Consider the following 24,369-nt stretch of genomic DNA (forward strand, 5'->3'; position numbering starts at 1 on the left):
CTGTTGTGCGCGCTCAGCGCCAACCAAACATCATCTGTTCTGCCAGCATCCGCTTTGCTGGCTTCACCATATCCAGTGCACCCAGCCCCAGGCCCAGCAAGGTCTGGCTGAATGAACCATCAGGGCTGCTGGCAAATACCCGGGCCATGCTGTCGGTGATGCGTATGGTCAGCTTCCTGTCAGCCTTGCGCTCTGCCAGATAGGCTTGCAAGGCGGTTGCAGTATCGCTGCTGGCAGCGTCATGTAAATGTCGTGTCAGTGCGCGTGCCAATACCATGCTGTCGCGCAAGCCAAGGTTCAGGCCTTGCCCTGCGACCGGATGCAGGGTTTGCGCGGCGTTGCCGATGGCGACTGTGCGTGCAGTGGCATGCGCCTGTGCATTCAAGCCCAATGGATAAGACAGGCGTGCCGATGTCTTGATGAATTTGCCCAGGCGGTCGCCAAAGGCGGTTTGCAAGGCTTGTTTGAATTGCTGATCATCCAGTGTCAGCAAGTGCTCAGCCTGCTCAGGTCGCACGCACCAGACCAGGGCATAGCCATCTTCTTGCGGCAACAAGGCCAGTGGCCCTTGTTCGGTGAAGCGTTCAAAGGCGCGTCCGGCTATCTGGGCATCGGTATTCACATGGGCGATGATGGCGGTTTGCTGGTAATCATGGCGCTGGCTACGCTGTTCCTGGTCGCCAAAAGTGCCGCCTTCTGCCTGTATGACGATGCTGGCGCTGACATGGCTGGTTTCTCCAGTGTCTGCATGGATCAGTGTCAGGCGTACATGGTCTGCAGTTTCTTCGATATTGCTGACACTTACCGGCCTCTGTATGCGTATGCTGCTATTGCCGATGGCCACTTGCAGTGGCCGTATGATGTCACCATAGCGGGCTACATATCCCAGGTCAGGCACTGCATAGTCATTCGCCCGCATCAGACTGCGGCCAAGGTGACCACGGCGTGACACATGGATTTCCTGTATGGCTGTTGCCTTGACCGGCCAGGCACCAGCCGCCTGCAGGATTTGCCTGCTGCCATAGGAGATGGCGATGGAACGGGCATCCTGTTCTGCCTGCCCGGCCGTCTTGGCATCAAACAGGGCTATGCGTTCAGCTGCATAACCCTGTTGCTGGAGCAGCAGGGCGAGAGCCTGGCCTACCGGGCCCGCGCCACAGATCGCGATATCGACATCATTGATGGTATGAGTCATTTTATTTTGCACCTTCAGCGCGTACGCATTTCGGCTTCAATCTCTGCTACGGTTTTTGGTGTGTCGCGGCTCAGATTCAAATGGCCACTAGCTGTGATCAGGATATCGTCTTCTATGCGTATACCGATGTTCCAGTATTCTTGCGGCACACCTTCAGCAGGCCGCACATAGATACCGGGTTCTATGGTGATGACCATGCCAGCCTGTAATTTGCGATAAGGTCTTATATCGCTATCGCCGGTTTTTTCTGCAGTCCGGTAATCACCAACATCATGTACATCCAGCCCCAGCCAGTGACCTGTGCCATGCATGTAAAACTGGCGGAAGGCTGCGCTGGTGATGGCATCATCAAGGCTGCCTACCTTGTTTTTATCGAGCAAACCGGTATCGAGCATGCCCTGGGTCAGCACGCGTACAGCCGCGTTGTGGCCATCCATATATTGTGAGCCCGGGCTGGCATATTCCAGAGCAGCCTGTTGTGACACCAGCACGATTTCATACAGACGTTTTTGAGCAGGGCTGAACTTGCCATTGGCAGGGAAAGTGCGGGTGATGTCGGATGCATAGCTATCGAATTCACAACCGGCGTCGATCAGTACCAGATCACCATCTCTGATCTGAGCCTGATTGCTCTGGTAATGCAGGATGCAGGCATTCGCACCAGTAGCGACGATGGATCCATAAGCAGGTGCCTGCGCACCATTACGGCGGAATTCATATAATAATTCCGCTTCCAGCTCATATTCAAATTTTCCAGGTTTGGTGCTGCGCATGGCGCGTGCATGCGCTTCAGCAGAAATGCTGGCAGCACGCTGCATCAGCGCGATTTCTGTCTCATCCTTGAACAGGCGCATTTCATCAATCAGCTCACGGACATCGACCGTGATGCCGGGTGCCTTGATGCCACTGCGGCTCTTGTCTCGCAGGGCTTGCAGGCTTTGTTGCACCTGACTGTCGATATGCGGCTCCTGTGTGGCGCTGTAAAACAGCGTGCGGGCATCACTGAGCAATTCAGGCAATTTTTCTGCCAGATTTGCGATGGGATAAGCAGCATCGAAAGCAAATTCTTTTGCTGCTGCCTCAGGCCCAAAACGAAAGCCATCCCAGATTTCACGTTCTGGATTTTTTTCGCGACAAAATAAAATCGATTGCTGTTTGTCTGTAGTGGCGACCAGCACGACGACCGCTTCCGGTTCTGTGAAGCCGGATAAATAATAGAAATGGCTGTCGTGGCGGAAAGGGAAATGATTGTCGCTATTGCGTATCCATTCGCGTGCAGTTGGTATGACTGCTACACCACCACCTTGCGCCTGCATTTGTGACATCAGTTGCTGGCGACGTGCAGAATAGCTAGTGGTGTTGATGCTCATGCTTATCCTTTGAAATTCAATGGCGCGTTCAGCGCTTCAAGTTGATCAGGTGTGCCCAGATTATGCCATTCACCGCGGTACAGCTCGCCGCCTATGCGGCCTGCATCTATGTATTCGCGTAGCAGGGGACCTAGCTTGGCATGGTCACCTGGTCGTATCGATGCAAACATTTCCGGGCGATACACGCCGATGTTGCCAAAAGTATGACGCGGCGTGCCTTCATTCGACAAACCCATCAGTGTCAGGGCAAAATCACCAGTCGGGTGGAAGCTGGGGTTCTTCACCATATACAGCCAGGCGATATCGCGTTTGTCTGCCGGATGTGGATTACCCCATGGGTCATTTTCTTCCAGGGTATTGAGGCATTCTGCAAAATTGAAGTGGGGGATATAGATGTCACCAGACACCACAATGAACGGGTCATCCCCCAGCAAGTGCAGGGCTTTGGCAATACCACCTGCGGTTTCCAGCGCCTGCTCTTCGGCTGAGTACTGTATCTTTGCGCCAAAGCGTGAACCATCACCCAGAGCATCTTCTATCATATGACCCAGGTGGGCATGATTGATGACCATCTCGGTGATACCGGCTTTCACCAGGTTCAGGATATGCCAGACGATCAGCGGCCTGCCGCGCACTTTCAATAAAGGTTTGGGGCAGGCATCGGTTAATGGGCGCATACGTTCGCCGCGCCCGGCGGCAAGTAACATGGCTTTCATGATTGTTATTACTCCGCCTCAGAAGGTATAGCCAACTTGCGGCGCATTGTCTTCCAGTTCATCGAGCAAACGGAGCAGCGGGATCAGTTCCTTGTAGCGGTGCGAAGTCTTGCGCACATATTCCATGACAGTAGGGATATCGCCTATGTAATGGTGCTTGCCGTCGCGGTGAGACAGGCGGGCGAATATGCCGAGGATTTTCAGATGGCGCTGCAAGCCCATCCATTCAAAATCGCGGTAGAAACTGTCTATGTCCGGTGCTACGGGCAAGCCGGCACGTCTGGCTTTTTCCCAGTAACGTATGGCCCAGTCGAGCACGATTTCTTCATCCCACTGTACATAGGCGTCGCGTAACAGCGACACCAGATCGTAAGTGATGGGGCCATACACAGCATCCTGGAAATCGATGATGCCGGGATTGCCCTTGTCCATCCACATCAGGTTGCGGGAATGATAGTCGCGGTGCACATACACTTGCGGCTGTGCCAGTGCGCTGGCCAGCAAATGATCAAACACCTTATCCAGCGTGGCAGTTTGCGCATCAGTCAGGGTGACACCCAGATGCTTGCCCACATACCATTCCTTGAAAATATTCAATTCACGCAGCAGGAAGGGGCGGTCATATTCAGGCAAGACATCGGCCTGGCTTTGCGCCTGGAACAGGATCAGGCTGTCTATCGCATCCAGATATAGTTTGTGGGCATTGTCGCTGTTCAAAATCTGGCCATAGGTATGCATGCCCATATCCGTCACCAGCATGAAGCCCTGCTCAAGGTCGTGTGCCAGTACTTCAGGCACAGTCAGGTTGATACTTTTCAAGAGATTCGCCATCTTGATAAAGGCTGCGGTATTCTCTGTTGCGGGTGGTGCATCAACTGCAATCAGGGTGCTACCATCTTCAGTGTCAATTCTATAATATTGGCGAAAACTGGCATCGGCAGATGCTGCACGCATGCTATCGAGCTTCATGGCATGACTGTTGATGCCCGCAAGCCAGTTTTGCAGCGCTTGCTTGCGGTGTTCTTTTTCGATGGAGATCGCTGCAGATGTTGCAGAATTCGCTGGGATTGCTGTGGAGGACATGTATAAAATTTAATGGAAGTTAGTTTGTCTGCATACTTCAAGTGGTTTTGCCAGCATTTAACCTATAATAGGCGACTGATTTCTGGCATATTGTCTGTATGACATCGTCCAGCATTGTTGGCAAAACGTTTATTGACCACTGAATTCATGCGCAGGAAACCCGTATTATCTCACTCACCGCTGTTGTTTCCTACTATCCCGGCAATTCTGGTGTCGGTTTTGGTGCCTGCCTACTTTTCTCAGGCGATGGCCCAGAACGTGATTACTGCCAAGCCGGAAGAAGTTCAGGCTCCAACTCAGCTGGTAACCCCGCTGGCAACTCCCCTACAGTCCGATGACAAGTCGTCCAAAGATTCCTTGCCCAGCCCGAAGCAACTTGAAAAACTGAGCGAAAAGCAAAAGCAGGACGACAAGAATGCACCAGTCACGGTTCGTGCTGAAAAGTTTACCGGCAGGCCAGAGCGCTTTATCAAGTTTGAACATGATGTTGAGGTCGTCAAAGGTGGCACCCGCATCACCGCAGACGAAGCCATGTACCGTAATCTGGAAGATGAAGTAGAAGCCAGTGGCAAGATACGCATGAATCGCTATGGTGATTGCTATACAGGTGACGCTTTGCGCATGCAGCTTGATGCCAGTTCCGGTTACGTTGCCAATCCCGTCTATAAACTCTTGCGCAATAACGCCCAGGGACATGCGGCACGTATTGATTTTCAGGACGAAGAGCGTTCCCTGATCACGCGTGGCACCTATAGCACTTGCGAAGGCCTCAACCCTGACTGGTATTTGCAATCTGATACCCTGAGCCTTGATACCGGCCTCGACAGAGGCGTGGCTGGCAAGTCTGTCCTGTATTTCATGGGCATGCCTATCCTGGCGACGCCTTCCCTGACCTTTCCATTGTCGGGCGCGCGTCACTCTGGCTTGTTGCCGCCCATATTTGGCGCTTCGTCCAAGGGCGGTCCTGAAGTGACGATGCCCTATTATTTTAATATTGCGCCCAACCGTGATTTGACTATCTATCCCAAAATGATCGCCAGGCGTGGTCTGCAACTGGGGATAGAGGGACGCTACCTGGGTGAAACCTATGCAGGTGAAACCAGTGTTGAAGGTTTGCTTAATGACCGTGTGACTGGCACTAACCGCTATGCGGTGGCCTCCATACACACACAGAAGTTATTACCGCAACTGGAATTGACCTGGAATATCAATTCAGCCTCGGATGATGATTATCCTGCCGATTTCTCGCGCACTATTACCAAAACAGCGCAACGCCTGTTATTGCGCGAAGCCAATCTGACGTATTACGGGTCATTCTGGAACCTGGCTCTCAGGACTTCAAATTATCAGGTTTTGCAAGATCTGGCGGCACCGATAGCGCGCCCGTATGACAGGCTGCCGCAATTGCAGTTGCATGCTGAGCAACATGATGTCGCTGGCCTGGACTGGTCCATGGATAGCATATTGACGCGCTTCTGGCATCCGACTCTGGTGCGGGGTGACCGGGCGGTGTTCAATCCTCAGGTTTCTTTGCCTCTGGTGCAGGCCGGGTTATTCGTTATTCCCAAAGTGTCGTTCCACGCGACTAATTATCATCTGGTCAATCCTGAGCCAGGCAAGGAATCTGATTTCCATCGCGTAGTGCCGACTTTCTCGGTAGATAGTGGTCTGGTGTTTGAACGCAAAACAGAGATGTTTGGCAAGGCGTTGACACAGACACTGGAACCCAGACTGTTCTATGTGAATACACCTTACCGCGATCAGTCGCGCATGCCTAACTTTGACAGTGCCGTTGCCGATTTTAATTTTGCCCAGATTTTCAGTGAAAACCGCTTTACCGGCCAGGACAGGATAGGTGATTCGAACCAGATTACCGCTGCCCTGATTTCGCGTTTTATCGAAGGTAATGGCGATGAAAGCCTGAAGCTGGCCATAGGTCAGCGTTTCTATTTTAATACGCAAAAAGTCACGCTTGATAACACCGTCAGCCCCAGCCGTTCGGATCTGTTGCTGGCAGCAACCGGGAAGCTGTCTTCTACCCTCAGTGGTGAAATGGCTTTGCAACTGAGCCAGACTGACAGGCAATCGGTACGTGCCAACTACGGCATACACTGGCAGCCTTCACCGAAAAAGGTATTGAACCTGGAATACCGTTATCAGCGCAACAGCCTCGAGCAGGTCGATGTATCTGCTCAATGGCCGATGGCAGATCGCTGGTATATGGTGGGTAGAAGCAATTACTCCATGATGGATAAAAAGATGGTGGATGGTTTGCTGGGCTTTGAATACAAGGCAGATTGCTGGTCTTTGCGCTTCCTGGCACAAAGGTTTGCGACGAACAGCGTCAACAATACATCCGGCTTTTCCATACAACTGGAGTTGAATGGACTGGCCAGGCTGGGCTTTGGTGCTAACCCCATCGATGCACTGAGAAAAAATATTTCAGGCTACCAGTCTGGCAACGAGCGCTAGCACGTTGCCGTAGGTAAATAATTTGCTGTACTAACAATAGACATGCTTTCCTCCGCAGTTTGTGAAACCGGAACGAACGTGTATATTGCAACTTTTGCCCGCTTTGATGCTCTCACGGGAATGGCTTAACAGGATTTTGGACCAATATGCGACATTTATTGCAAATGAAACAAAGTAACTTATTCACGGTACTGGCAGTGTCTGCTGGCCTGCTTGTCAGCTCGACAGCATGGTCACAAGTCAAACTCAGCCCTATCGTTACACCCAAGACGCAAAGCAGCAGAGCGCAACAAGTCAACAGTATCGTGGTCGTGGTCAATGACGAGGTGATTACTCGTCAGGAATTGAATGCACGCATGCTGGAAATAGAAATGCAGTTGAAAAAGCAGGGCACTCCCTTGCCAGATCGTGCCGTCCTGCAAAAGCAATTGCTGGAACGGATGATCACTGACCGTGCACAAATGCAACTGGCCAAAGAAAATGGCATGCGTGTTGATGATGTCATGCTGGATCGCACCATGTTGCGCCTGGCTGAACAAAACAAGATGACTCTGCAAGAATTCCGCAACCAGATCGAGCGTGAGGGTACTTCCTATGCGAAGTTCCGTGAACAAATTCGTGACGATATTCTCATGCAGCGCATACGTGAGCGTGAAGTCGATAGCAAGATACAAGTATCTGAAACTGAAATCGACAACTACCTGGCAGCAGAAGCCAACAACAAGGCAGCGGCCAAGCAGGAATTGAATCTGGCGCATATCCTCATCAGCATTCCTGAAAAAGCCTCTGCCGAGCAAATCGCAGCACGCCGTGCACGCGCTGAAGAAGTCTTGAAAAAATTGCGTGAAGGTGCAGACTTTGCCAAGACCGCCGTTACCTATTCAGATAGTTCAGAAGCATTGAAAGGCGGCGACATAGGCTGGCGTGAACAAGACCGCTTGCCACAATTGTTTGTCGACGCCATCAGCAAGGTCAAGGTCGGTGAATTTTCTGACATCGTGCGTAGTCCGAATGGCTTCCATATCGTCAAAGTGAATGGCAAACGTGCCGCCAATGACACCAAGGCTGCTGCAGCCGAGCAGCAAAGCCATGTGCGCCATATTCTCATCAAAGTCAGCCAGATCGTGACTGCAGATGAAGCACGCAAGAAATTGCTGGAATTCAAGCGCAAGATAGAAGCCAAGGAAGCCACTTTTGAAGAGCTGGCCAAAACTCACTCTGCGGATGGTTCTGCCTCCAAAGGTGGTGATCTGGGCTGGTTATTCCCTGGTTCTACTTTGCCAGAATTTGAACAAGCCATGGACAAACTGGCGATTAATCAACTGAGCGAGCCAGTGACCACGCAATTTGGTGTGCACCTGATTCAGGTCACAGAGCGCAAGACAGACGAATTGTCGAAAGACAGACAGCGTATTGCCGCTCGTCAGGCTGTGCGTGAGCGCAAATCGGATGAAGCCTTGCAAGACTGGCTGCGCGAAATCCGTGACCGCGCCTATGTTGATTTCCGTCTGGAAGAAAAATAATGCCGCAGCCCAGTTTGCCGGTCATCGCGGTAACCGTAGGCGAACCGGCTGGCATAGGGCCTGAAATTGCGATACGGGCTGCCTGGCAGTTAAGACATGAAATCCGGTCGGTACTGATAGGCGACACTGCCTATCTGTCCATGCTGGCAGCCGAGCTGGACCCTGCCATCAGCATGATGGGGGTGTCACTGCAAGCCTTGCGCCATCAGGGCCTGCCTGCTTCTGGCAATGAACGCCTGACCATCATCGATTGCCCTTTGAATGCCTTTGTCATTGCCGGTCAGCTAGACCCGCGCAATGGCCGTGCCGTTTTGCAGACCCTGGATGTGGCGATAGAAAGCGTGCAGCGCAAATGGTGTGAGGCTGTTGTCACCGCGCCACTGCAAAAAAGTACGATCAATGATGCCGGTGTTGCTTTCAGCGGTCATACCGAATATTTTGCCGAGAAAACCTATACTGGCCGCGTTGTCATGATGCTGGCCAGTGAAGCCAATGATCACCTGCCGCACGCTTTGCGGGTGGCGCTGGCAACCACGCACTTGCCACTCAGCAAAGTCGCTGCGGCCATACAGTTTGATGACTTGTGGAAGACCCTGGAAATCATCCATGCTGACCTGCGCAGTAAATTCGGCATAGAAAATCCGCGTATCCTGGTAGCTGGCCTGAACCCGCATGCGGGTGAAAATGGTTATCTGGGCATGGAAGAAATTGAAATCATTACGCCCGTCATCAAAAAAGCACAAGAGGCGGGCATGCAAGTCAGCGGCCCGTATCCTGCCGACACCTTGTTTCAGCAAAAATACCTGGAGCAGGCCGATTGCATATTGGCCATGTACCATGACCAGGGTTTGCCGGTACTCAAGTATGCGAGTTTTGGCTTGGGCGTAAATATCACGCTTGGCCTGCCTCTGATACGCACATCTGTTGATCATGGTACAGCCCTGGACCTGGCCGCCAAAGGCACCGGACATGCAGATGTCAGCAGCATGCTGGTCGCGATGCGCGTTGCTGCCAGTATGGTCAACAAGCAAGATAAGCAAAATACGTAAGAAAATAAGTAAAAAAATAAGTAAGAACCATTATGAAACATATCCCTCGTAAACGCTTTGGCCAGAATTTCCTTACCGATGAACTGGTCTTGAGCAATATCACACGCGTCATCAACCCGCGACCTGGTCAGACCATGGTGGAAATTGGTCCAGGCCTGGCTGCAATGACACGTCAGTTGCTGGATGGCTTGACGCAACTGCATGTGGTCGAGCTGGACAGGGACCTGGTGGCACGTCTGAAGAAAAACTTTTCGCCAGAAAAATTGATCATCCACGAGGGTGATGCCCTGCAATTTGATTTTGCCTCCATCCCTGTGCCTGAAGGCCAGAAGCTGCGTGTGGTGGGTAACCTGCCGTACAACATCTCCAGCCCTTTGCTGTTTCACCTGGCCGAGATAGCATCACTGGTAGAAGACCAGCATTTCATGCTGCAAAAAGAAGTCGTGGAACGCATGGTTGCTGAACCAGGCAGCAAGACCTATGGCCGCCTGTCGGTCATGCTGCAGGTACGCTACCACATGGAGTTGATGTTCATCGTGCCGCCAGAGGCCTTTGACCCGCCGCCAAGGGTAGAGTCAGCCATCGTGCGCATGATACCCAACCCGGGTGCCCTGCCTTGCGATATCAAAAAACTGGAAGAAGTCGTCACCAAGGCATTTTCACAAAGACGCAAGGTAGTGCGCAATTGCGTGGCTGGTTTGCTGACAGAAGCTGATTTGTTGGCTTGCGGAGTTGATCCTCAACTGCGCCCGGAAACTATCGCGCTGGAAGCCTATGTCGCCATGGCGAATTTGCTGAGTGCAAGACAAGCCTGATCTTGCTGGATCCTGTTTCATAGCAGCCCGCTGTTACGCCAGGCCTTCCTGCGGTCTATCAGGGTTTTCAACTGCTTGTGGGATTTGCTGACGGAATAATGCATGGATTGCAGCAAGGTCGCAGGGTTGAATGGCTTGACGATAAAACCATTAGCCCCGGCCTTGATGGCCTTGACCACAGTTTCCTTATTATTGCTGCCAGTAACCATGAGCACTACCGTGTCGGGTGATATTTTCTTGATATGTTCAAGAATTTCCAGGCCGCCGATGTCAGGCATCATGACATCCAGACACACTACTTCAGGTATGGTCTTTTCCAGCCAGTCCAGCGCTGCCACACCACTGGATGCCTCCCCTATGACATTGAACGCCTCACTATGCAGGATATGCCGCAGCATGGAGCGACTGATATCATTATCATCCACGATAAAGATGCCTATGTCCTGTCTGTCTAGCATGTCCATCTGTTTCCCCTGATTGTCAAAATTGCATTCAGAACTACATTCAGAGCTACATTAATTTTCTGTTTACGATAATTCGAGATCAGATTTTTGTCTGCAAAAACTTGAATAAGTTAATTAATGTTTATTTTAACAATAAATATGCCTGAAGCATGCATAATTGTCTGGCCTATAATCTGAGGCATACATATCAGGAATAATATGAACATTACGCACACACCCGAATGGCAAGCCCTGCTGGCACACCAACAAAGGCTGGAGCAGCAGCATCTGCGTGAATTGTTTGCCGCCGACAGTGACAGGTTCAGGCATTTTTCGGTGGAGCTCGATGGCTTGCTGGTTGATTACTCCAAGCAGCGCATAGACCAGCCTGCGCTGGATAGCCTGATTGCCCTGGCACGCCTGTCCAAAGTGGAAGGCTGGCGTGACCGCATGTTCGCCGGTGAAAAAATCAATATTAGCGAAGACCGCGCCGTCCTGCATACAGCATTGCGACATACTGACTTTACGCCTTTCCCGAATGAGGCAGAGGATGTCATGCCCAAGGTCAGAGCAGTGCGCAAGCAGATGCGCGACATCGTCGAACGGGTGCGCAGCGGCCTGTGGCGTGGCTTCAAGGGGGATGCGATACAGACTGTGGTGAACATAGGTATAGGTGGCTCTGACCTTGGCCCCAAGCTGGCGACGCGTGCCTTGTCAGCTTTCCAGCATCCCGGCCTGACGTTTTACTATGTCTCAAATCTTGATAGTGCCCACCTGGCCCCTTTGCTGGAAAAGCTGGACCCGCGCACGACTCTGTTCATCGTCGCCTCCAAAACCTTCACTACGCAAGAAACCAGCATCAATGCCCAGACAGCGCGCACCTGGCTGATGGCAGCTGCGATGGAGGAGTGGGCCGTTAGCAAGCACTTCATTGCCGTCACTTCCAGTCCGGGCAAGGCACATGAATTTGGTATCCCGGATGCGAATATCCTGGAAATCTGGGACTGGGTAGGCGGGCGTTATTCGCTGTGGTCGGCAGTCGGCCTGTCAGTGGCACTGGCGATAGGCATGAATGGTTTTGAACGTCTGCTGGCTGGTGCAGAGACCATGGACAAGCATTTCTGCAATGCGCCGCTGGAAAAGAATTTGCCTGTTCTGCTGGCCTTGATCTCGATCTGGAATACCAATTTTCTTGGTGCCGAGACTACGGCCATCCTGCCTTATAACGAATCGATACGCCATTTGCCAGCCTTTCTGCAGCAGCTGGAGATGGAATCGAATGGCAAGACCGTCAGCCGCGATGGCGAAGCTTTGACTTGCCGTGCCAACCCCATCGTCTGGGGCGAGATAGGTGTAAATGGGCAGCATGCCTTCTTCCAGCTTTTGCATCAGGGCGGCTGGCTCATCCCTTGTGATTTTGTGGTGGCGGCATCCAGTGATTACCCTTTGCCAGGCCACCAGGCACCTTTACTGGCAAATTGCCTGGCGCAGAGCGCGGCCCTGGCCTTTGGCAAGACTGAGGTACAGGCGCGTGAAGAATTGTCGCAAGCAGGGCTCAGCGACGCCAATATCGCCAAGCTCTTGCCGCACAAGGTATTTGCCGGTAACCAGCCATCCACCACCATACTCATGCCCAGCCTTGATCCTTTCCAGCTAGGGATGTTGCTGGCGCTGTACGAGCACAAGGTTTTTGTCCAGGGCGTAATCTGGGGTATCAACTCTTTTGATCAATGGGGAGTGGAGCTGGGCAAGCAATTGGCGAACCGCCTCTTGCCGGCGATTCTGGGCAACCAGGAATATGATTCGCATCTGGACACATCGACCAGCGGCCTGATTGCTTACTTCCGCAGGCATGGACATGTCTGAATATGTGTAGTGATTGAAAGGAATGGTTAAAATTCCTCGAAACCAACTTTGCAAAGTTGACGCACAGCATCTTGATTGATATAAAGAAACATCTTAAATCAATTCAGGATGCGTCTATGTGGACAGGAATTTTTGGTGTTGCCTCAATCGTCATCGTACTGAGCATGGTTGTATTGATACGCGCCATGAATAAGGAAGCACGTCGCTCTGATCATCAGAATTGAATAAAAAAACACAGACCAGGGTCTGCGTTTTTTTTATGTGAAGCCGGATTACCAGCTACCTGTATTCGGCATCGAAGCCCAGGGCTCAGCAGGTGCCAGCGGTTCGCCCTGTTGCAGCAACTCTATCGAAATATTGTCGGGCGAGCGTACAAATGCCATGTGGCCATCACGCGGTGGACGGTTGATCGTGACACCGTGATCCGCCAGGCGCTGGCAAAGTTGGTAGATGTCTTCGACACGGTAAGCCAGGTGGCCGAAATTGCGGCCGCCGGTATATTCTTCCGGGTCCCAGTTGTAGGTCAGTTCCACCTGAGCATCATGGTCGCCAGGGGCTGCCAGATACACCAGAGTGAAGCGACCTTTGGGATATTCTTTCTGATGTACCAGTTCCAGACCGAGCGCATCACGATAAAAACGCAGGGAAGCCTCAAGATCGGTGACGCGCACCATGGTGTGCAGATATTTCATGTTTGCTTTCAAAAAAATCCTGCCCGAGCATGCTTGCATTGCTTACCCAAAGCAGTGCAGAAGATAGGTTGGATTTTATCTGATTTTGCAGAAAACTATTTTATGCAGACTATTCTGACCTGCTTCATATCCGTTAGTCCCGAAAGCACTTTTTCTATACCGTCCATTTTCAGGGTCAGCATGCCATCCGCCAGTGCGGCAGTCAGTAATTCAGATACGCGCGCATGGTCTTGTATCAGTTTTTTGACCATGTCATTTGCTACCATCAGTTCATGCAAACCTAGCCTGCCTTTATAACCTTTTGAGCAATGCTCACATCCCACAGCCTTGTATAAAGTGAATTTGCCGGTTTTATCGGCATACTGGCTCTGCCAGGTGGTGAACACTTTTTTCCTGGCTTCCAGGGGGTTTTTGACAAAGTTTTCTGTATTCAGCAATTCCTGACAATACTCATCCAGCAATTCCATCATCTCTTCCTTGCCCGGATGATAAATTTCCTTGCACTTGCCACACAGGCGCTTGGTCAGGCGTTGCGCCAGTATGCCCAGCAAGGCATCGGCAAAATTAAAGGGATCCATGCCCATGTCCAGCAAACGGACAATGGATTCCGGCGCGCTGTTGGTGTGCAGGGTGGCGAATACCAGATGGCCGGTCAGTGAGGCTTCCAGTCCGATGGAAACTGTTTCCTTGTCGCGCATCTCGCCGACCATGATGATGTCAGGATCAGCCCGCAAAAAGGCCCGCATGACAGTCGCAAAGTCCATGCCGGCCTTGCGGTTAACCTGTACCTGGCGCAAGCCTTTCTGGGTGATTTCCACCGGGTCTTCGGCTGTCCAGATCTTGGTTTCCGGCGTGTTCAGATGGCTTAATACCGAGTGCAGGGTGGTCGTCTTGCCTGAACCTGTAGGGCCGCAGACAAAGAACAGGCCATAGGGCTTGCTGACCACATTTTTCAGGCGCTCAAGGTTGTACGGCAAGACACCCAGTTTATCGATAGGGATGGGTTCACCTGCTGCCAGGATACGCATGACCACATCTTCCATACCGCCAGAAGACGGAATGGTAGCAACCCGCAACTCTATGTCATAGGGGCCATATTTCTTGAACTTGATCTTGCCATCTTGCGGCTTGCGGCGTTCCGAAATATCCAGGTCACACATGATCTTGATACGCGCAAGTAAAGCACTGCGGTAGCTGGCTGGTATTTCAATATACGGTGACAGCGAGCCATCCTTGCGAAAACGTATCAAGGTTTTTTCTTTGCCTGGCCGCGGCTCTATGTGGATATCGGATGCGCCTTGCTGATACGCGTCGATGATGATCTTGTTGATCAGCTTGACCAGTTCATTTTCGACTGCAGCGGATACCTCGACGATAGCCTGGCCGCTATGTTCCTCGTCATCATCCTCCATGCCGGATAGCAGATCATCGACCGAACCACTATCAGAAACACCACCAAAAAACTGGTCTATGGTCTGGCGGAATTCTTTCTTGGTGGTGACCCGGTAATGGATCTTTGACGTAGCAAAGACATGGTTGACGACATGGGTGGTATTGGTATGTTCCGGGTCTATCGCCAATACCGTCAGGCCATTCTGGTCCTCCATGATGGGCAGCCAGGAATTCTGTTCTACATACTGGCGTTTGAGGCGCTTGACCAGGTCAACAGGAATAATACGCTCAGCCTTGTATTCTTCATACGGCACATTGAAATACTTGGACAAGGCCTGTCCCAGAATCCCACGTTGCACCTGGAACTCATCAATCAGTACATCTTCCAGGTCCAGCAGGTTGCGACGTGCCGACCTGACGGCCAATTCCATTTCCTGGGCAGACAATATGGCTTCCGACACCAGGAAATCAAATTTGGTGCGTGGTGTATTGGTTGGCAGTACCTTGCTTTTTTGTGCAAATGCCACGGCCAGAGTTTCGCACAGGGCTTGTACACCTTCGGCAGCGATGGCATTGAAAGCATCACCCAAACGATGGTTGATGAATTGCACCACACCCAGTAACTCATTGCTTTGTGCTTCTACTATGGGGGCCACCAGCATTTGCTTGGTGCGGTAACCGGTGCGCTGGTCAACGGCGCGCTGAAATTTCAGGGTCGGGGAGTGCGAGCGCAACTCATTGTCGTCATATACATCGCGCAGGCTGATCATGGTTTTGGTCAGGGCGACGTGACCAGCGATACTCTGGTCAGAAATGGACAGGCGCAAGTCTTTGAAAGAATTCAGGCCGGTCTTGATTTTGGAAATCAGGGTGAGCTTGTCCTGGGCCACGACATAAATGGTCAGGCGATCACATTCAAACAGATTGCAGATGTCGGGTGACACATCAAGCATGATCTGGTCCAAAGCATCTGCACCATGTATCTTGTTGGTCAGGGTTTGCAGGCGTTTAAAGAATTGCAGCCTGTGATCCAGACCATCCTGTGGAGCGTTTGCGACTTGAGCAGTTACCACCATTCGTTTTCCTTTGTTGCATGTCCTGCAGCCTGCTGCCTGAAACTTAAGCCGCAGCTTACTAGCTTAACTTAAAACTGCAGCTTAAACTCATAGCTGAATTATCAGCTTTAACAGGGTAGCCATTGCAAGATACTGTAAATTATTATTCTCTTAAGTCAATTTTTACAAAAATGTATCACGGAAGTCGAATGTCTGACCACAAAGTCAACTCTTTATAGCGTAAAGCGACAAATTAGCCTATCTTCAGGGAAGGAATAGCGTAGAAGATATTCTTGTCTTCAAAGAAAGTGTTAAGCTTGCTCAGAGGCTGGATTGATGCAATGTTGACCTCGGGATAACAAAGCCCTGGATGGACAGAGGCACACTATTTTTGTATTTATGAACTTACAAATTCTCGGCTGTGCAGGTGGTATCGGTGGCAGTGAGCCCTACACGACCAGCTTATTAATTGACGATGATGTCTTGCTGGATGCAGGCACGGGTTTGTCACGGCTCAGCCTGGAGCAATTGGTGGCGATAGACCATGTGTTTATCAGCCATAGCCATCTTGATCATGTCGCTGGCCTGGCATTGCTGATGGATGCCGTATTTGGCAAAAGGAGCAAGCCAGTCACTGTGCATGCCACGGCAGAGGTTTTGCGTGCCTTGAAAACCCATATCTTCAACTGGATTATCTGGCCAGATTTCAGCACTTTGCCAAATACTGAGCAGCCATCCTTGCAATATCAGGAAATGCTGCCTGGCAGTACCCTGACACTGGGTGAGCGCGTGATTACATCACATACGGTAGACCATGTCCCGGGTTCAGTTGCTTACTGGGTGCGTTCTGCAGATAAGGGCTTTTTGTTTACCGGTGATATGGCAAGTACGCCAGCACTCTGGGAAAACCTGGCCGGGCAGGCTGCCTTGAACATGGTGATTGTCGATTGTTCTTTTCCTAATGCAGAAGCTGAGCTGGCGCTGCTTTCCAAGCATTTTTGTCCGGCTGCACTGATCAATGACATTGCAGCAGTACCTGCAGGGATAATGTTTTACATCTATCACCTGAAGCCAGGGCAAGAAGCGCAAATCATGGCAGAACTGGGGCAAAATAAGGACAGGAATTTTAAAGCTTTGAAAATTGGTGATCACTTCAATTTTTGACATGCTATTTGAAATGCGACTGGAAATGAGATGGCTGAAATCATACATTGTTCATATGGCGGAAATAATGAAGTACCAGTATGAGCGAATACGGTTAAGCAAGAATTTGAATACGATCTGGAGAAAGTGTTTATGACTGCACTAAGCAGTAGTGAAATTGCACAGCGCCTGGAAAAATTGACGGAATTAAGCCTGGAGTTGAGCAATAATCACGACACACCATTATTGCTGGAAAATATATTGCGCTCGGCAAAAAGCATTACCTATGCCGACGGTGGCACCCTGTACCGTACCAGTAAAGACAAGCAAAGCCTGTGCTTCAATATATCCCTGAATGACACCCTGAACATGTACCAGGGCGGGGTAAAAGGGCATACGGTGGACATCCCCAACATTCCCCTGATTGATGCCAATGGCAACAGAAACCTGAATGCGGTTGCCGCCTACGCCGCCAACTACAAGCTGTCGGTCAATATTCAGGACGTCTATACCGTTGGGGTCTTCAATTTTTCTGGCACCCGCAATTTTGATCAGCAATTCAACTACAAGACCAAATCCCTGTTGACCGTGCCCATGCATGATCATGAAGGAGAGCTGATAGGTGTACTGCAACTTATCAATGCCAAAGACCCGGAAACCGGGGAACTTTGCCCATTCACCGAGACTGACCAGCGCTTTATCGAGGCCCTGGCTTCGCAGGCTGCCATCGCGCTGACCAACCAGCAATTGATATCGCAACTGGAAAACCTGTTCGTCTCGCTGGTACACCTTATCAATATCGGTATTGACGAAAAATCCCCCCACACGGGCAGACATTGCCAGCATGTACCCGAGCTGACCATGTTGCTGGCCAATGCCGTGCATGAAACGCAAGAAGGGCCGCTGGCACATTTTTCCATGACCGACAAAGACCGCAAGGAATTGTGGATGGCTGGCATCCTGCATGATTGCGGCAAGATTTCAACACCCGTGCATGTCGTTGAAAAATCCACCAAGCTGGAAACTATTTTTGACCGCATACAATTGCTGGATACCCGTTTTGAAATTTTGAAACGTGATGCAGAAATCAGAGTGTTGAAAAGTAAATGCGCCCTATATCAGGCCAGCGTCAATAATGACAACTTGATCGCCGAACTGGAACAGGGCTTGCAGGCCGAGCTGGTCAAAATCGAAGATGCCAGAAACTTTTTACACAAATTAAATATAGGCTCGGAAAGAACCAGCCCCGAAGATTTGCAGCGCGTGACCGACATCGCCGCATGGCAATTTACGGATGCCAACGGCGCAACACAGCCTTTCCTGAATGCCGACGAAGTTGAAAACCTGTCCGTGCGCGCTGGCACCCTGAATGCGCAAGAGCGCGCCATCATCAATAACCATATCTCCACCACCATCAAGATGCTGGAAGCCTTGCCCTGGCCCAAGCATTTGCAAAACGTACCTGAATACGCTGGCGGTCATCATGAACGAATGGATGGCAAAGGCTACCCACGTGGTCTGCGCGGCGAACAAATGTCAGTGCAAGCCAAGATCATGGCGATAGCTGATATTTTTGAAGCCCTGACCGCCAAAGACCGCCCGTACAAAGATGGCAAGACCCTGACAGAATCCCTGCACATCCTCGGTAGCTTTGCACTGAACGGACATATTGACCCAGACTTGTTTAATATCTTCGTCAAGAAAAAAGTCTACCTGACTTATGCTGAGCGATTCATGGACAAGAGTCAGATTGATGAGGTTGATCTGAGCAAGGTGCCTGGATACAAAGTGTAGCGGTACATGATCAAAGCCGCGCTTGATCCCGATGAGGGTTAACCCCATCAATATCTAAACTTGATACAGCTTCACAGGGAGAGGCAACTTGCGTAGACAAGTCAATAAAATGGTGCGGTGGCTGGCCTGTCTGACAGTGACCTTTGTGGCGGTGTTACAGGCAAATGCCATACTCCCCGTGACTCTGGTGGACAGGGTGGATAATTTTATCTACGACATGCGTATGCGGGTGCAGCCTACCAGGTTCAATAATGCCATTGTCATCGTCAATATCGATGAAAAAAGCCTCAAGGAATATGGACAATGGCCATGGAAGCGCAGCGTTATTGCCAGCATGATAGAAAGGCTGACGGATGATTATCATGTAAGAGCTGTTGGCGTCGATGCAGTTTTCCCAGAGTCGGATGGTAGCTCCGGGCTGCAGGTTCTGGAAGAGCTGTCGAAGAAAGAACTGAAGGGCGATCAGGGTTTCGTGACCCAAATGGACAGCCTGAGGACTCAACTTGATTTTGACGACCGTTTGGCCAAGACCTTGACGGGACGGCCGGTTGTCCTTGGTTTTTCTTTATCAAATGAGGTAGACGATCTTTCCAAGGGGCTGCTACCCACCCCGGCTTTTACCGATGAAGAACTGGGTGGGCGTCATCTTGAATCAGCAGTGTTCAGCAAGTACATCAGCAATCTTCCCGTATTACAAAAAGCGGCTATTGCAGGCGGCTTCTTTAATCCTTCGCCTGATTCAGATGGGGTGATCCGCCGAATTCCCCTGTTGGCTAAATTTGGTACAGCTTATTACGAGTCATTGTCCCTGGCCACAGCCAGGGTGGCGCTGAATGCCAGCAAGGTGAAACCAGTTTTCCTGCAGTCAGATGGGGTGAACTCGCAAAATTACCTGAACGAATATGGCAATATCGAAGCCATCAAACTCAATTCTTCCCCCAGGCTGACTGTTCCTTTAGAGCCATTGATGACTGCTTTAATTCAGTACAAGAGCAAAGGCGGTCCTCGAGGAGGAGGCTTTGTGTATGTATCTGCAGCCGATGTCATAAAAAAGCAGCTTCCAGAAAATAAGCTGGCTAATAAAATTGTATTGATAGGTACTACATCAGCGGGCTTGAAAGACTTGCGCACAGCACCTGTGGGCCTGGATTTTCCTGGGGTAGAGATGCATGCAAACGTGATTGCTTCAATACTGGATGGCGACTTCAAGCAGCGGCCAGACACCAGCCGTGCGTTTGAAGTAGTGCAGGTGATCTTGCTGGGATTGCTCTTGACATTTGCACTGAGCAGGTTCAAGGCCCTGGCGGCAATCTTCTTTACTTCGATTACCTTTATCGTCGTGATCGGATTCAATTACTGGATGTATCTATCCTTTGATCTGGTACTGCCACTGGCATCGGCATTGTTGCTGATCTCAGCCCTGTTCGTGTTTAATCTGGCATGGGGATATTTTTACGAATCGCGTAAATTGCGTGGCGTGATTAACCGCTTCGGTGAATATGTGGCCCCAGAACTGGTGGCCGAAATGGCGGAGGCACCCGATAGCTACACCATGGAAGGCGAAAGCAGGGAACTGACTATCATGTTCTCGGACGTGCGTGGCTTTACCACTATCTCAGAAAGCCTGGAAGCTGCCACTCTGCGAGAATTCACGAATATCTACCTGACTGCGATGTCAGAAGATATACGGGGCAATCGTGGCACTCTCGATAAATACATAGGTGATGCTGTCATGGCATTCTGGGGGGCGCCTGTACGCTTCGAAGATCATGCCAGGCTGGCCGTCACAACGGCCTTGAAAATGCAGGTCACAGCACGCAGGTTGAGCCAGGAATTTGTCCAGCGTGGCTGGCCAGAACTGCGCATAGGTATAGGTATCAATACTGGTGAAGTACGTGTCGGTGACATGGGTTCCAATATACGCCGTGCTTACACGGTCATGGGTGATGCAGTAAACCTGTCTTCTCGCCTGGAAGGGATCACTAAAGTGTACGGGGTAGGCATCGTGGTCGGTGAAGCGACAAAAGCTGCCACGCCGGAATTCGCTTATAGAGAGCTGGACAGAGTCAGGGTCAAAGGCAAGACCAAGCCCATATCGATCTTTGAACCGATTGCCGATGTGACCGTGCTTGATGATGCACAGTCTGCCTTGCTGGAACTCTGGCATCAGGCACTCGATGATTTTCGTGCCCAGCAATGGGATGCGGCGGAAAAATCCTTCCGCTCATATCTGGAAGTACGCGGAGAAGACCTGGCTGCCCAGGTCTTTCTTGAGCGTATCGTCTACTGCAGAGAAAATCCGCTGCCTGCTGATTGGGATGGTGTCGCTACCTTTGTCAGCAAATTCAGCGAATAGTGTAACGAATAAGTTCGGTAGCTTATTTGGTTTTTACCCGCAGCAGGTAGTAGCTGATCACGCCAAGAACTATGCCCCAGCAGGCAGAACCCAGTCCCAGCAAGCTGATATTCGATGCAGTAACGATAAAGGTGATCAGTGCAGCTTCACGTTCTGTTGTCTCCTGCATCGCATTCACCAGGCCATTCTGTATTGCACCCAGCAGTGCCAGACCAGCCACCGTGGTCACTAGTGCGTGTGGCAGGTGCAGGAACAGGGCAGTCAGGGAACCGGCAAAGCTGCCTATCAGCAAATAGAAGCCACCGCAGGCTACCCCGGCAACCCAGCGTTTTTCTGGCTGCTGGTGCGCTTCTGGCCCTGTGCAAATCGCCGCAGTAATCGCTGCCAGATTGACACCATGTGAGCCAAATGGTGCCAGCAAGATACTGACAAAACCGGTAGCGCTGACCAGCTTGCTGGTTGGTGCCTGTTCGTAACCTGCTGTGCGCATGACAGCCACACCTGGCACTTGCTGACCAGTCAGACACAGTAACGCTAATGGCAAACCAAGGCTGATGATGGCGCTCAAAGAAAATTCAGGCGCGGTCCACACTGGCATTGTCAAACCCAGATGCACGGCAATAGCCTGACCCTGATTGCTGCCACCCCAGCCAAGAACACTCCAGAGCATGACACCGCTCAGCAAGGTCAGGACGATGGCATAGCGGGCGCTACGGCGCTTGAATATCAGGTAAGCCGCGAACATGGCAGTCACCAGCCAGGGCGCGCCAGCAATGTCGCTGCGGGCATTGGCAAACACATCAACGCCAAAGCGGAACAGGATACCCGCCAGCATGGCAGCACATAGGCTCTTGGGTATTTTTGCCATCAGTTTTTCAAAAATACCGGTAATGCCTATCAGCCATATCGCTGCTGCCGCAACCAGGTAGGCACCTATGGCCTGGTGATAAGGCACCGTCGCCAGACCCGTCACCAGCAAGGCAGCACCGGGCGTGTTCCAGGCACAGATCACCGGGATCTTGTGCCGCCAGCTCATCCATACGCCCACCAGGCCCGAACCTATCGAGATCGCCCATATCCACGAGCTGGTCTGCGCTGTGGTCAGTTTTGCGCTTTGTGCTGCCTGCAAGACCAGCAGCATGGGCCCGGCATACGAGATCAGTACAGCAATCAAACCAGCCAGCACCGCAGGAAAAAAATCTGCCGCCGTAGCGGCAAAACCCGGCTTGATGGCATTTGCCGGGGCAAGGAGAGGGGGAGAGTGTGGTGTATTCATGTATCTAGTCTAGTTCAGTGCAGGCCGGCATTTACTTACAGTGCTTGTCTGTCTTATGCTATACAGATTCACATTTAAGGTATCTGTTATGCAGCACAGTTACAGACAACTGGCAGACGCCATCGGCGCAGACATCCGGGCCAGCCGCTATCAGGTAGGGGAGCGTTTGCCATCGGTACGCCTGATTGCAGAGACGCAGCAAGTCAGTGTTTCTACTGCGATACGCTGTTACCGTTATCTTGAAAGCCAGGGACTGGTCGAGGCGCGCAATAAGTCTGGTATCTATGTCGCTGACTGGAAAGCAAGGCAAACGACAAATACAGGTGTGCAAAAAAAAGCCAGCCAGGCAGCACCGGTAGTCGAGTACGACAAGCTAATGTCGCTGCAGCACAGGATGACTGAACTGTATTCTTTGACAGCGCAACCCCTGCATCTGGGGCTACATCTCGCCAGCGCTGCGCCAGAATGGTATCCCTGTGATGCCCTGGCCAAAATCGCCCAGCGCCTGCTGCGGCAAGATCCCATGCTGATCGGTGTCTATCCCGGCGGCACGGGTTTGCCAGCCCTGAAAACCAGCCTGATACAGTGGCTAAAAAACGCAGGCATGGATTTGCAGGCCAACGATCTGCTCATCACCAATGGCAGTACAGAAGCCTTGAGCGTGGCCTTGCGTGCGGTTGCCCAGCCAGGTGATGCTGTCATTGTTGAGTCGCCCGTGTATTTTGGTTTGCTGCAAATGTTGGAAAACCTGGGTATCAAGGCCATAGAAATCCCCTGTGTGCCAAGCCAGGGCATCAGCCTGGAAGCGCTGGAATATGCGCTCGAACACCAGGGTACGGTACGTGCCATCGTCGCCATGCCGAATTTCCAGAACCCCCTTGGTTGTGCCATGCCGGATAAAAACAAGAAACGCCTGCTACGTCTGGTTGAGCAATATGATTTAGCCCTGATAGAAGACGATGTCTTTGGCGATCTTTCGCATCAGCAGGAAAGGCCGCAAGCCATCAAGGCCTGGGACAAGCAGGGCAGGGTCATCTATTGCGGCTCTTGTAGTAAAAGCCTGGCACCGGCATTTCGCATAGGCTGGATAGCGGGTGGGCGTTATCAGGCCAGGATCAATTCATTGAAGCTCAGCGCTTCCTTGATCACGCCCTTGTTTGAGCAGGCGGTATTGGCTGAGTTTATACAGTCGGGCGCCTTGCCATCTCACCTGCGCAAGTTACGCGAACGTCTCGCTGCCAATATCCCATTGGCGACTGCAGCCATAGCGCGCTATTTCCCATTCGGCACGCAAGTCATCAGCCCTGCAGGTGGTTGGTGGTTATGGCTGGAAATGCCTGAGCATGTAGATAGTCTGGCTCTGCTGCGCCAGGCAGTAGAAAAGGGCATAGCGTTTACGCCGGGCAGCCTGTTTTCTGGTTCGGGCAAATACGCAAATTATCTACGCATGAATATAGGGCGGCCATGGGGCCGTGAGATGGAGCAGGGTATCAAAACCCTGGGCAGGCTGGTTTCAGAAATGTAGATGAAATACAGCTTACTTTTTAAGCCGGTCAAATAAATCCTGAGCTATCTTGTCTGCATCTTGCTCTTCAGTTTTGTTTTCAGATGGTTGCTGGCGTTTGGCAAATCTGGACAAGATGCCCGCTTTCCTCGTGCGGATTTTCAGTAAAACGAAAGGGATGATCCGCCACGCGACCACACCATCCAAAGGTTTCACCGGGATTAAATTGAAGGCGATGATGATCAGATTGGTTTTGGTCAACACATCGAACACCGGGGACAATTGAAACATCCACATGGGTGAGAAATGGAACAACAGATATTGCACGATTACCGTCAACACAAGGAGCAGCAACTGCCCAAGTACGCCTCCCCAGGCAATTAAAATATCCTCTGATTCGTAATACGGTGTCTCATGCGCGCATTCACCATGCATCAAAAATAGCTTGATGGCATAAACTTTGGTGTCTGTATATCTTGCAGCAATCGCATGGCCAAATTCATGGAATAGCAGTATCGTGACGAATGCCAGAAAAGTGGGGAGTAACCAGGTCAACTTCATTCCCTGTATCAAAGCCCAGGGAAACCAAAGCAGGATAGTCCAATGTGCATAAACTGGTATCCTC

18 protein-coding genes are annotated in these 24,369 nt (G+C 51.3%); 9 read left to right on the plus strand and 9 right to left on the minus strand.

Features of this window, described 5'->3' with window-relative positions; genetic code table 11:
• Window positions 1-13 precede the first annotated feature (13 nt).
• The 4 genes from AC07OI_RS15245 to AC07OI_RS15260 are packed head-to-tail and all read right to left on the minus strand — an operon-like array spanning window position 14 to window position 4,250.
• Complete coding sequence (locus AC07OI_RS15245; protein ID WP_495257812.1) at window positions 14-1,195, minus strand: FAD-dependent monooxygenase; 1,182 nt, start codon at window positions 1,193-1,195, stop codon at window positions 14-16.
• Window positions 1,196-1,209: 14 nt separating this feature from the next.
• Window positions 1,210-2,565 (minus strand): Xaa-Pro aminopeptidase, encoded by a 1,356-nt coding sequence (pepP, locus tag AC07OI_RS15250; RefSeq protein WP_495257813.1) that lies wholly within the window; start codon window positions 2,563-2,565, stop codon window positions 1,210-1,212.
• 2 nt (window positions 2,566-2,567) lie between these two features.
• Window positions 2,568-3,281 (minus strand): N-acetylmuramate alpha-1-phosphate uridylyltransferase MurU, encoded by a 714-nt coding sequence (murU, locus tag AC07OI_RS15255; RefSeq protein WP_492703576.1) that lies wholly within the window; start codon window positions 3,279-3,281, stop codon window positions 2,568-2,570.
• An 18-nt stretch (window positions 3,282-3,299) separates the two neighbouring features.
• Entirely contained in the window at window positions 3,300-4,250 is a 951-nt protein-coding gene (locus AC07OI_RS15260) for an aminoglycoside phosphotransferase family protein (protein WP_495257860.1), read from the minus strand.
• Window positions 4,251-4,511: 261 nt separating this feature from the next.
• Between AC07OI_RS15260 and AC07OI_RS15265 the strand changes: the two genes are divergently transcribed.
• The 4 genes from AC07OI_RS15265 to rsmA all read left to right on the plus strand — a co-directional run bounded on the left by AC07OI_RS15265 (window position 4,512) and on the right by rsmA (window position 10,223).
• On the plus strand, window positions 4,512-6,836 hold the full coding sequence (locus AC07OI_RS15265; RefSeq protein ID WP_495257814.1) for an LPS-assembly protein LptD: 2,325 nt from the start codon (window positions 4,512-4,514) through the stop codon (window positions 6,834-6,836).
• Between the two features lie 164 nt (window positions 6,837-7,000).
• Complete coding sequence (locus tag AC07OI_RS15270) at window positions 7,001-8,359, plus strand: peptidylprolyl isomerase (protein WP_492703578.1); 1,359 nt, start codon at window positions 7,001-7,003, stop codon at window positions 8,357-8,359.
• Complete coding sequence (gene pdxA, locus AC07OI_RS15275) at window positions 8,359-9,408, plus strand: 4-hydroxythreonine-4-phosphate dehydrogenase PdxA (RefSeq protein WP_495257815.1); 1,050 nt, start codon at window positions 8,359-8,361, stop codon at window positions 9,406-9,408. The genes AC07OI_RS15270 and pdxA overlap by 1 nt, the downstream gene beginning before the upstream one ends.
• A gap of 32 nt (window positions 9,409-9,440) precedes the next feature.
• Complete coding sequence (rsmA, locus tag AC07OI_RS15280; RefSeq protein ID WP_495257816.1) at window positions 9,441-10,223, plus strand: 16S rRNA (adenine(1518)-N(6)/adenine(1519)-N(6))-dimethyltransferase RsmA; 783 nt, start codon at window positions 9,441-9,443, stop codon at window positions 10,221-10,223.
• 17 nt (window positions 10,224-10,240) lie between these two features.
• Here rsmA and AC07OI_RS15285 read toward each other — a convergent pair whose 3' ends face one another.
• On the minus strand, window positions 10,241-10,687 hold the full coding sequence (locus tag AC07OI_RS15285) for a response regulator (RefSeq protein WP_492703581.1): 447 nt from the start codon (window positions 10,685-10,687) through the stop codon (window positions 10,241-10,243).
• Between the two features lie 198 nt (window positions 10,688-10,885).
• Between AC07OI_RS15285 and pgi the strand changes: the two genes are divergently transcribed.
• Entirely contained in the window at window positions 10,886-12,532 is a 1,647-nt protein-coding gene (gene pgi / locus AC07OI_RS15290; protein WP_492703582.1) for a glucose-6-phosphate isomerase, read from the plus strand.
• A gap of 272 nt (window positions 12,533-12,804) precedes the next feature.
• On the opposite strand, the gene AC07OI_RS15295 is transcribed toward pgi, so the two are convergent.
• A complete protein-coding gene (locus tag AC07OI_RS15295) occupies window positions 12,805-13,224 on the minus strand; it encodes a VOC family protein (RefSeq protein ID WP_492703583.1) in 420 nt (139 codons plus the stop codon).
• 95 nt (window positions 13,225-13,319) lie between these two features.
• A complete protein-coding gene (locus AC07OI_RS15300; protein WP_495257817.1) occupies window positions 13,320-15,692 on the minus strand; it encodes an ATPase, T2SS/T4P/T4SS family in 2,373 nt (790 codons plus the stop codon).
• Between the two features lie 378 nt (window positions 15,693-16,070).
• Here AC07OI_RS15300 and AC07OI_RS15305 point away from each other — a divergent pair, with 378 nt between their 5' ends.
• The 3 genes from AC07OI_RS15305 to AC07OI_RS15315 all read left to right on the plus strand — a co-directional run bounded on the left by AC07OI_RS15305 (window position 16,071) and on the right by AC07OI_RS15315 (window position 20,964).
• Entirely contained in the window at window positions 16,071-16,835 is a 765-nt protein-coding gene (locus AC07OI_RS15305; RefSeq protein ID WP_495257818.1) for a 3',5'-cyclic-nucleotide phosphodiesterase, read from the plus strand.
• A gap of 132 nt (window positions 16,836-16,967) precedes the next feature.
• Window positions 16,968-18,608, plus strand: coding sequence for a GAF and HD-GYP domain-containing protein (locus AC07OI_RS15310; RefSeq protein ID WP_495257819.1), 1,641 nt, complete (start codon window positions 16,968-16,970; stop codon window positions 18,606-18,608).
• An 88-nt stretch (window positions 18,609-18,696) separates the two neighbouring features.
• The gene (locus AC07OI_RS15315; protein WP_495257820.1) at window positions 18,697-20,964 is read left to right on the plus strand and encodes a CHASE2 domain-containing protein; all 2,268 of its coding nucleotides are present in this window, start codon (window positions 18,697-18,699) and stop codon (window positions 20,962-20,964) included.
• Window positions 20,965-20,986: 22 nt separating this feature from the next.
• On the opposite strand, the gene AC07OI_RS15320 is transcribed toward AC07OI_RS15315, so the two are convergent.
• Entirely contained in the window at window positions 20,987-22,240 is a 1,254-nt protein-coding gene (locus AC07OI_RS15320) for a benzoate/H(+) symporter BenE family transporter (protein ID WP_495257821.1), read from the minus strand.
• Between the two features lie 88 nt (window positions 22,241-22,328).
• On the opposite strand from AC07OI_RS15320, the gene AC07OI_RS15325 reads away from it, so the two are divergent.
• Window positions 22,329-23,765 carry an aminotransferase-like domain-containing protein gene (locus AC07OI_RS15325; RefSeq protein WP_495257822.1) on the plus strand — a complete coding sequence of 479 codons (1,437 nt, stop codon included), beginning with the start codon at window positions 22,329-22,331 and terminating at the stop codon, window positions 23,763-23,765.
• A 12-nt stretch (window positions 23,766-23,777) separates the two neighbouring features.
• Here AC07OI_RS15325 and AC07OI_RS15330 read toward each other — a convergent pair whose 3' ends face one another.
• Complete coding sequence (locus AC07OI_RS15330) at window positions 23,778-24,305, minus strand: hypothetical protein (protein ID WP_495257823.1); 528 nt, start codon at window positions 24,303-24,305, stop codon at window positions 23,778-23,780.
• Between the last annotated feature and the right edge of the window lie 64 nt (window positions 24,306-24,369).

The sequence above is a fragment of the Undibacterium sp. GW821-FHT07F11 genome, assembly GCF_059418665.1.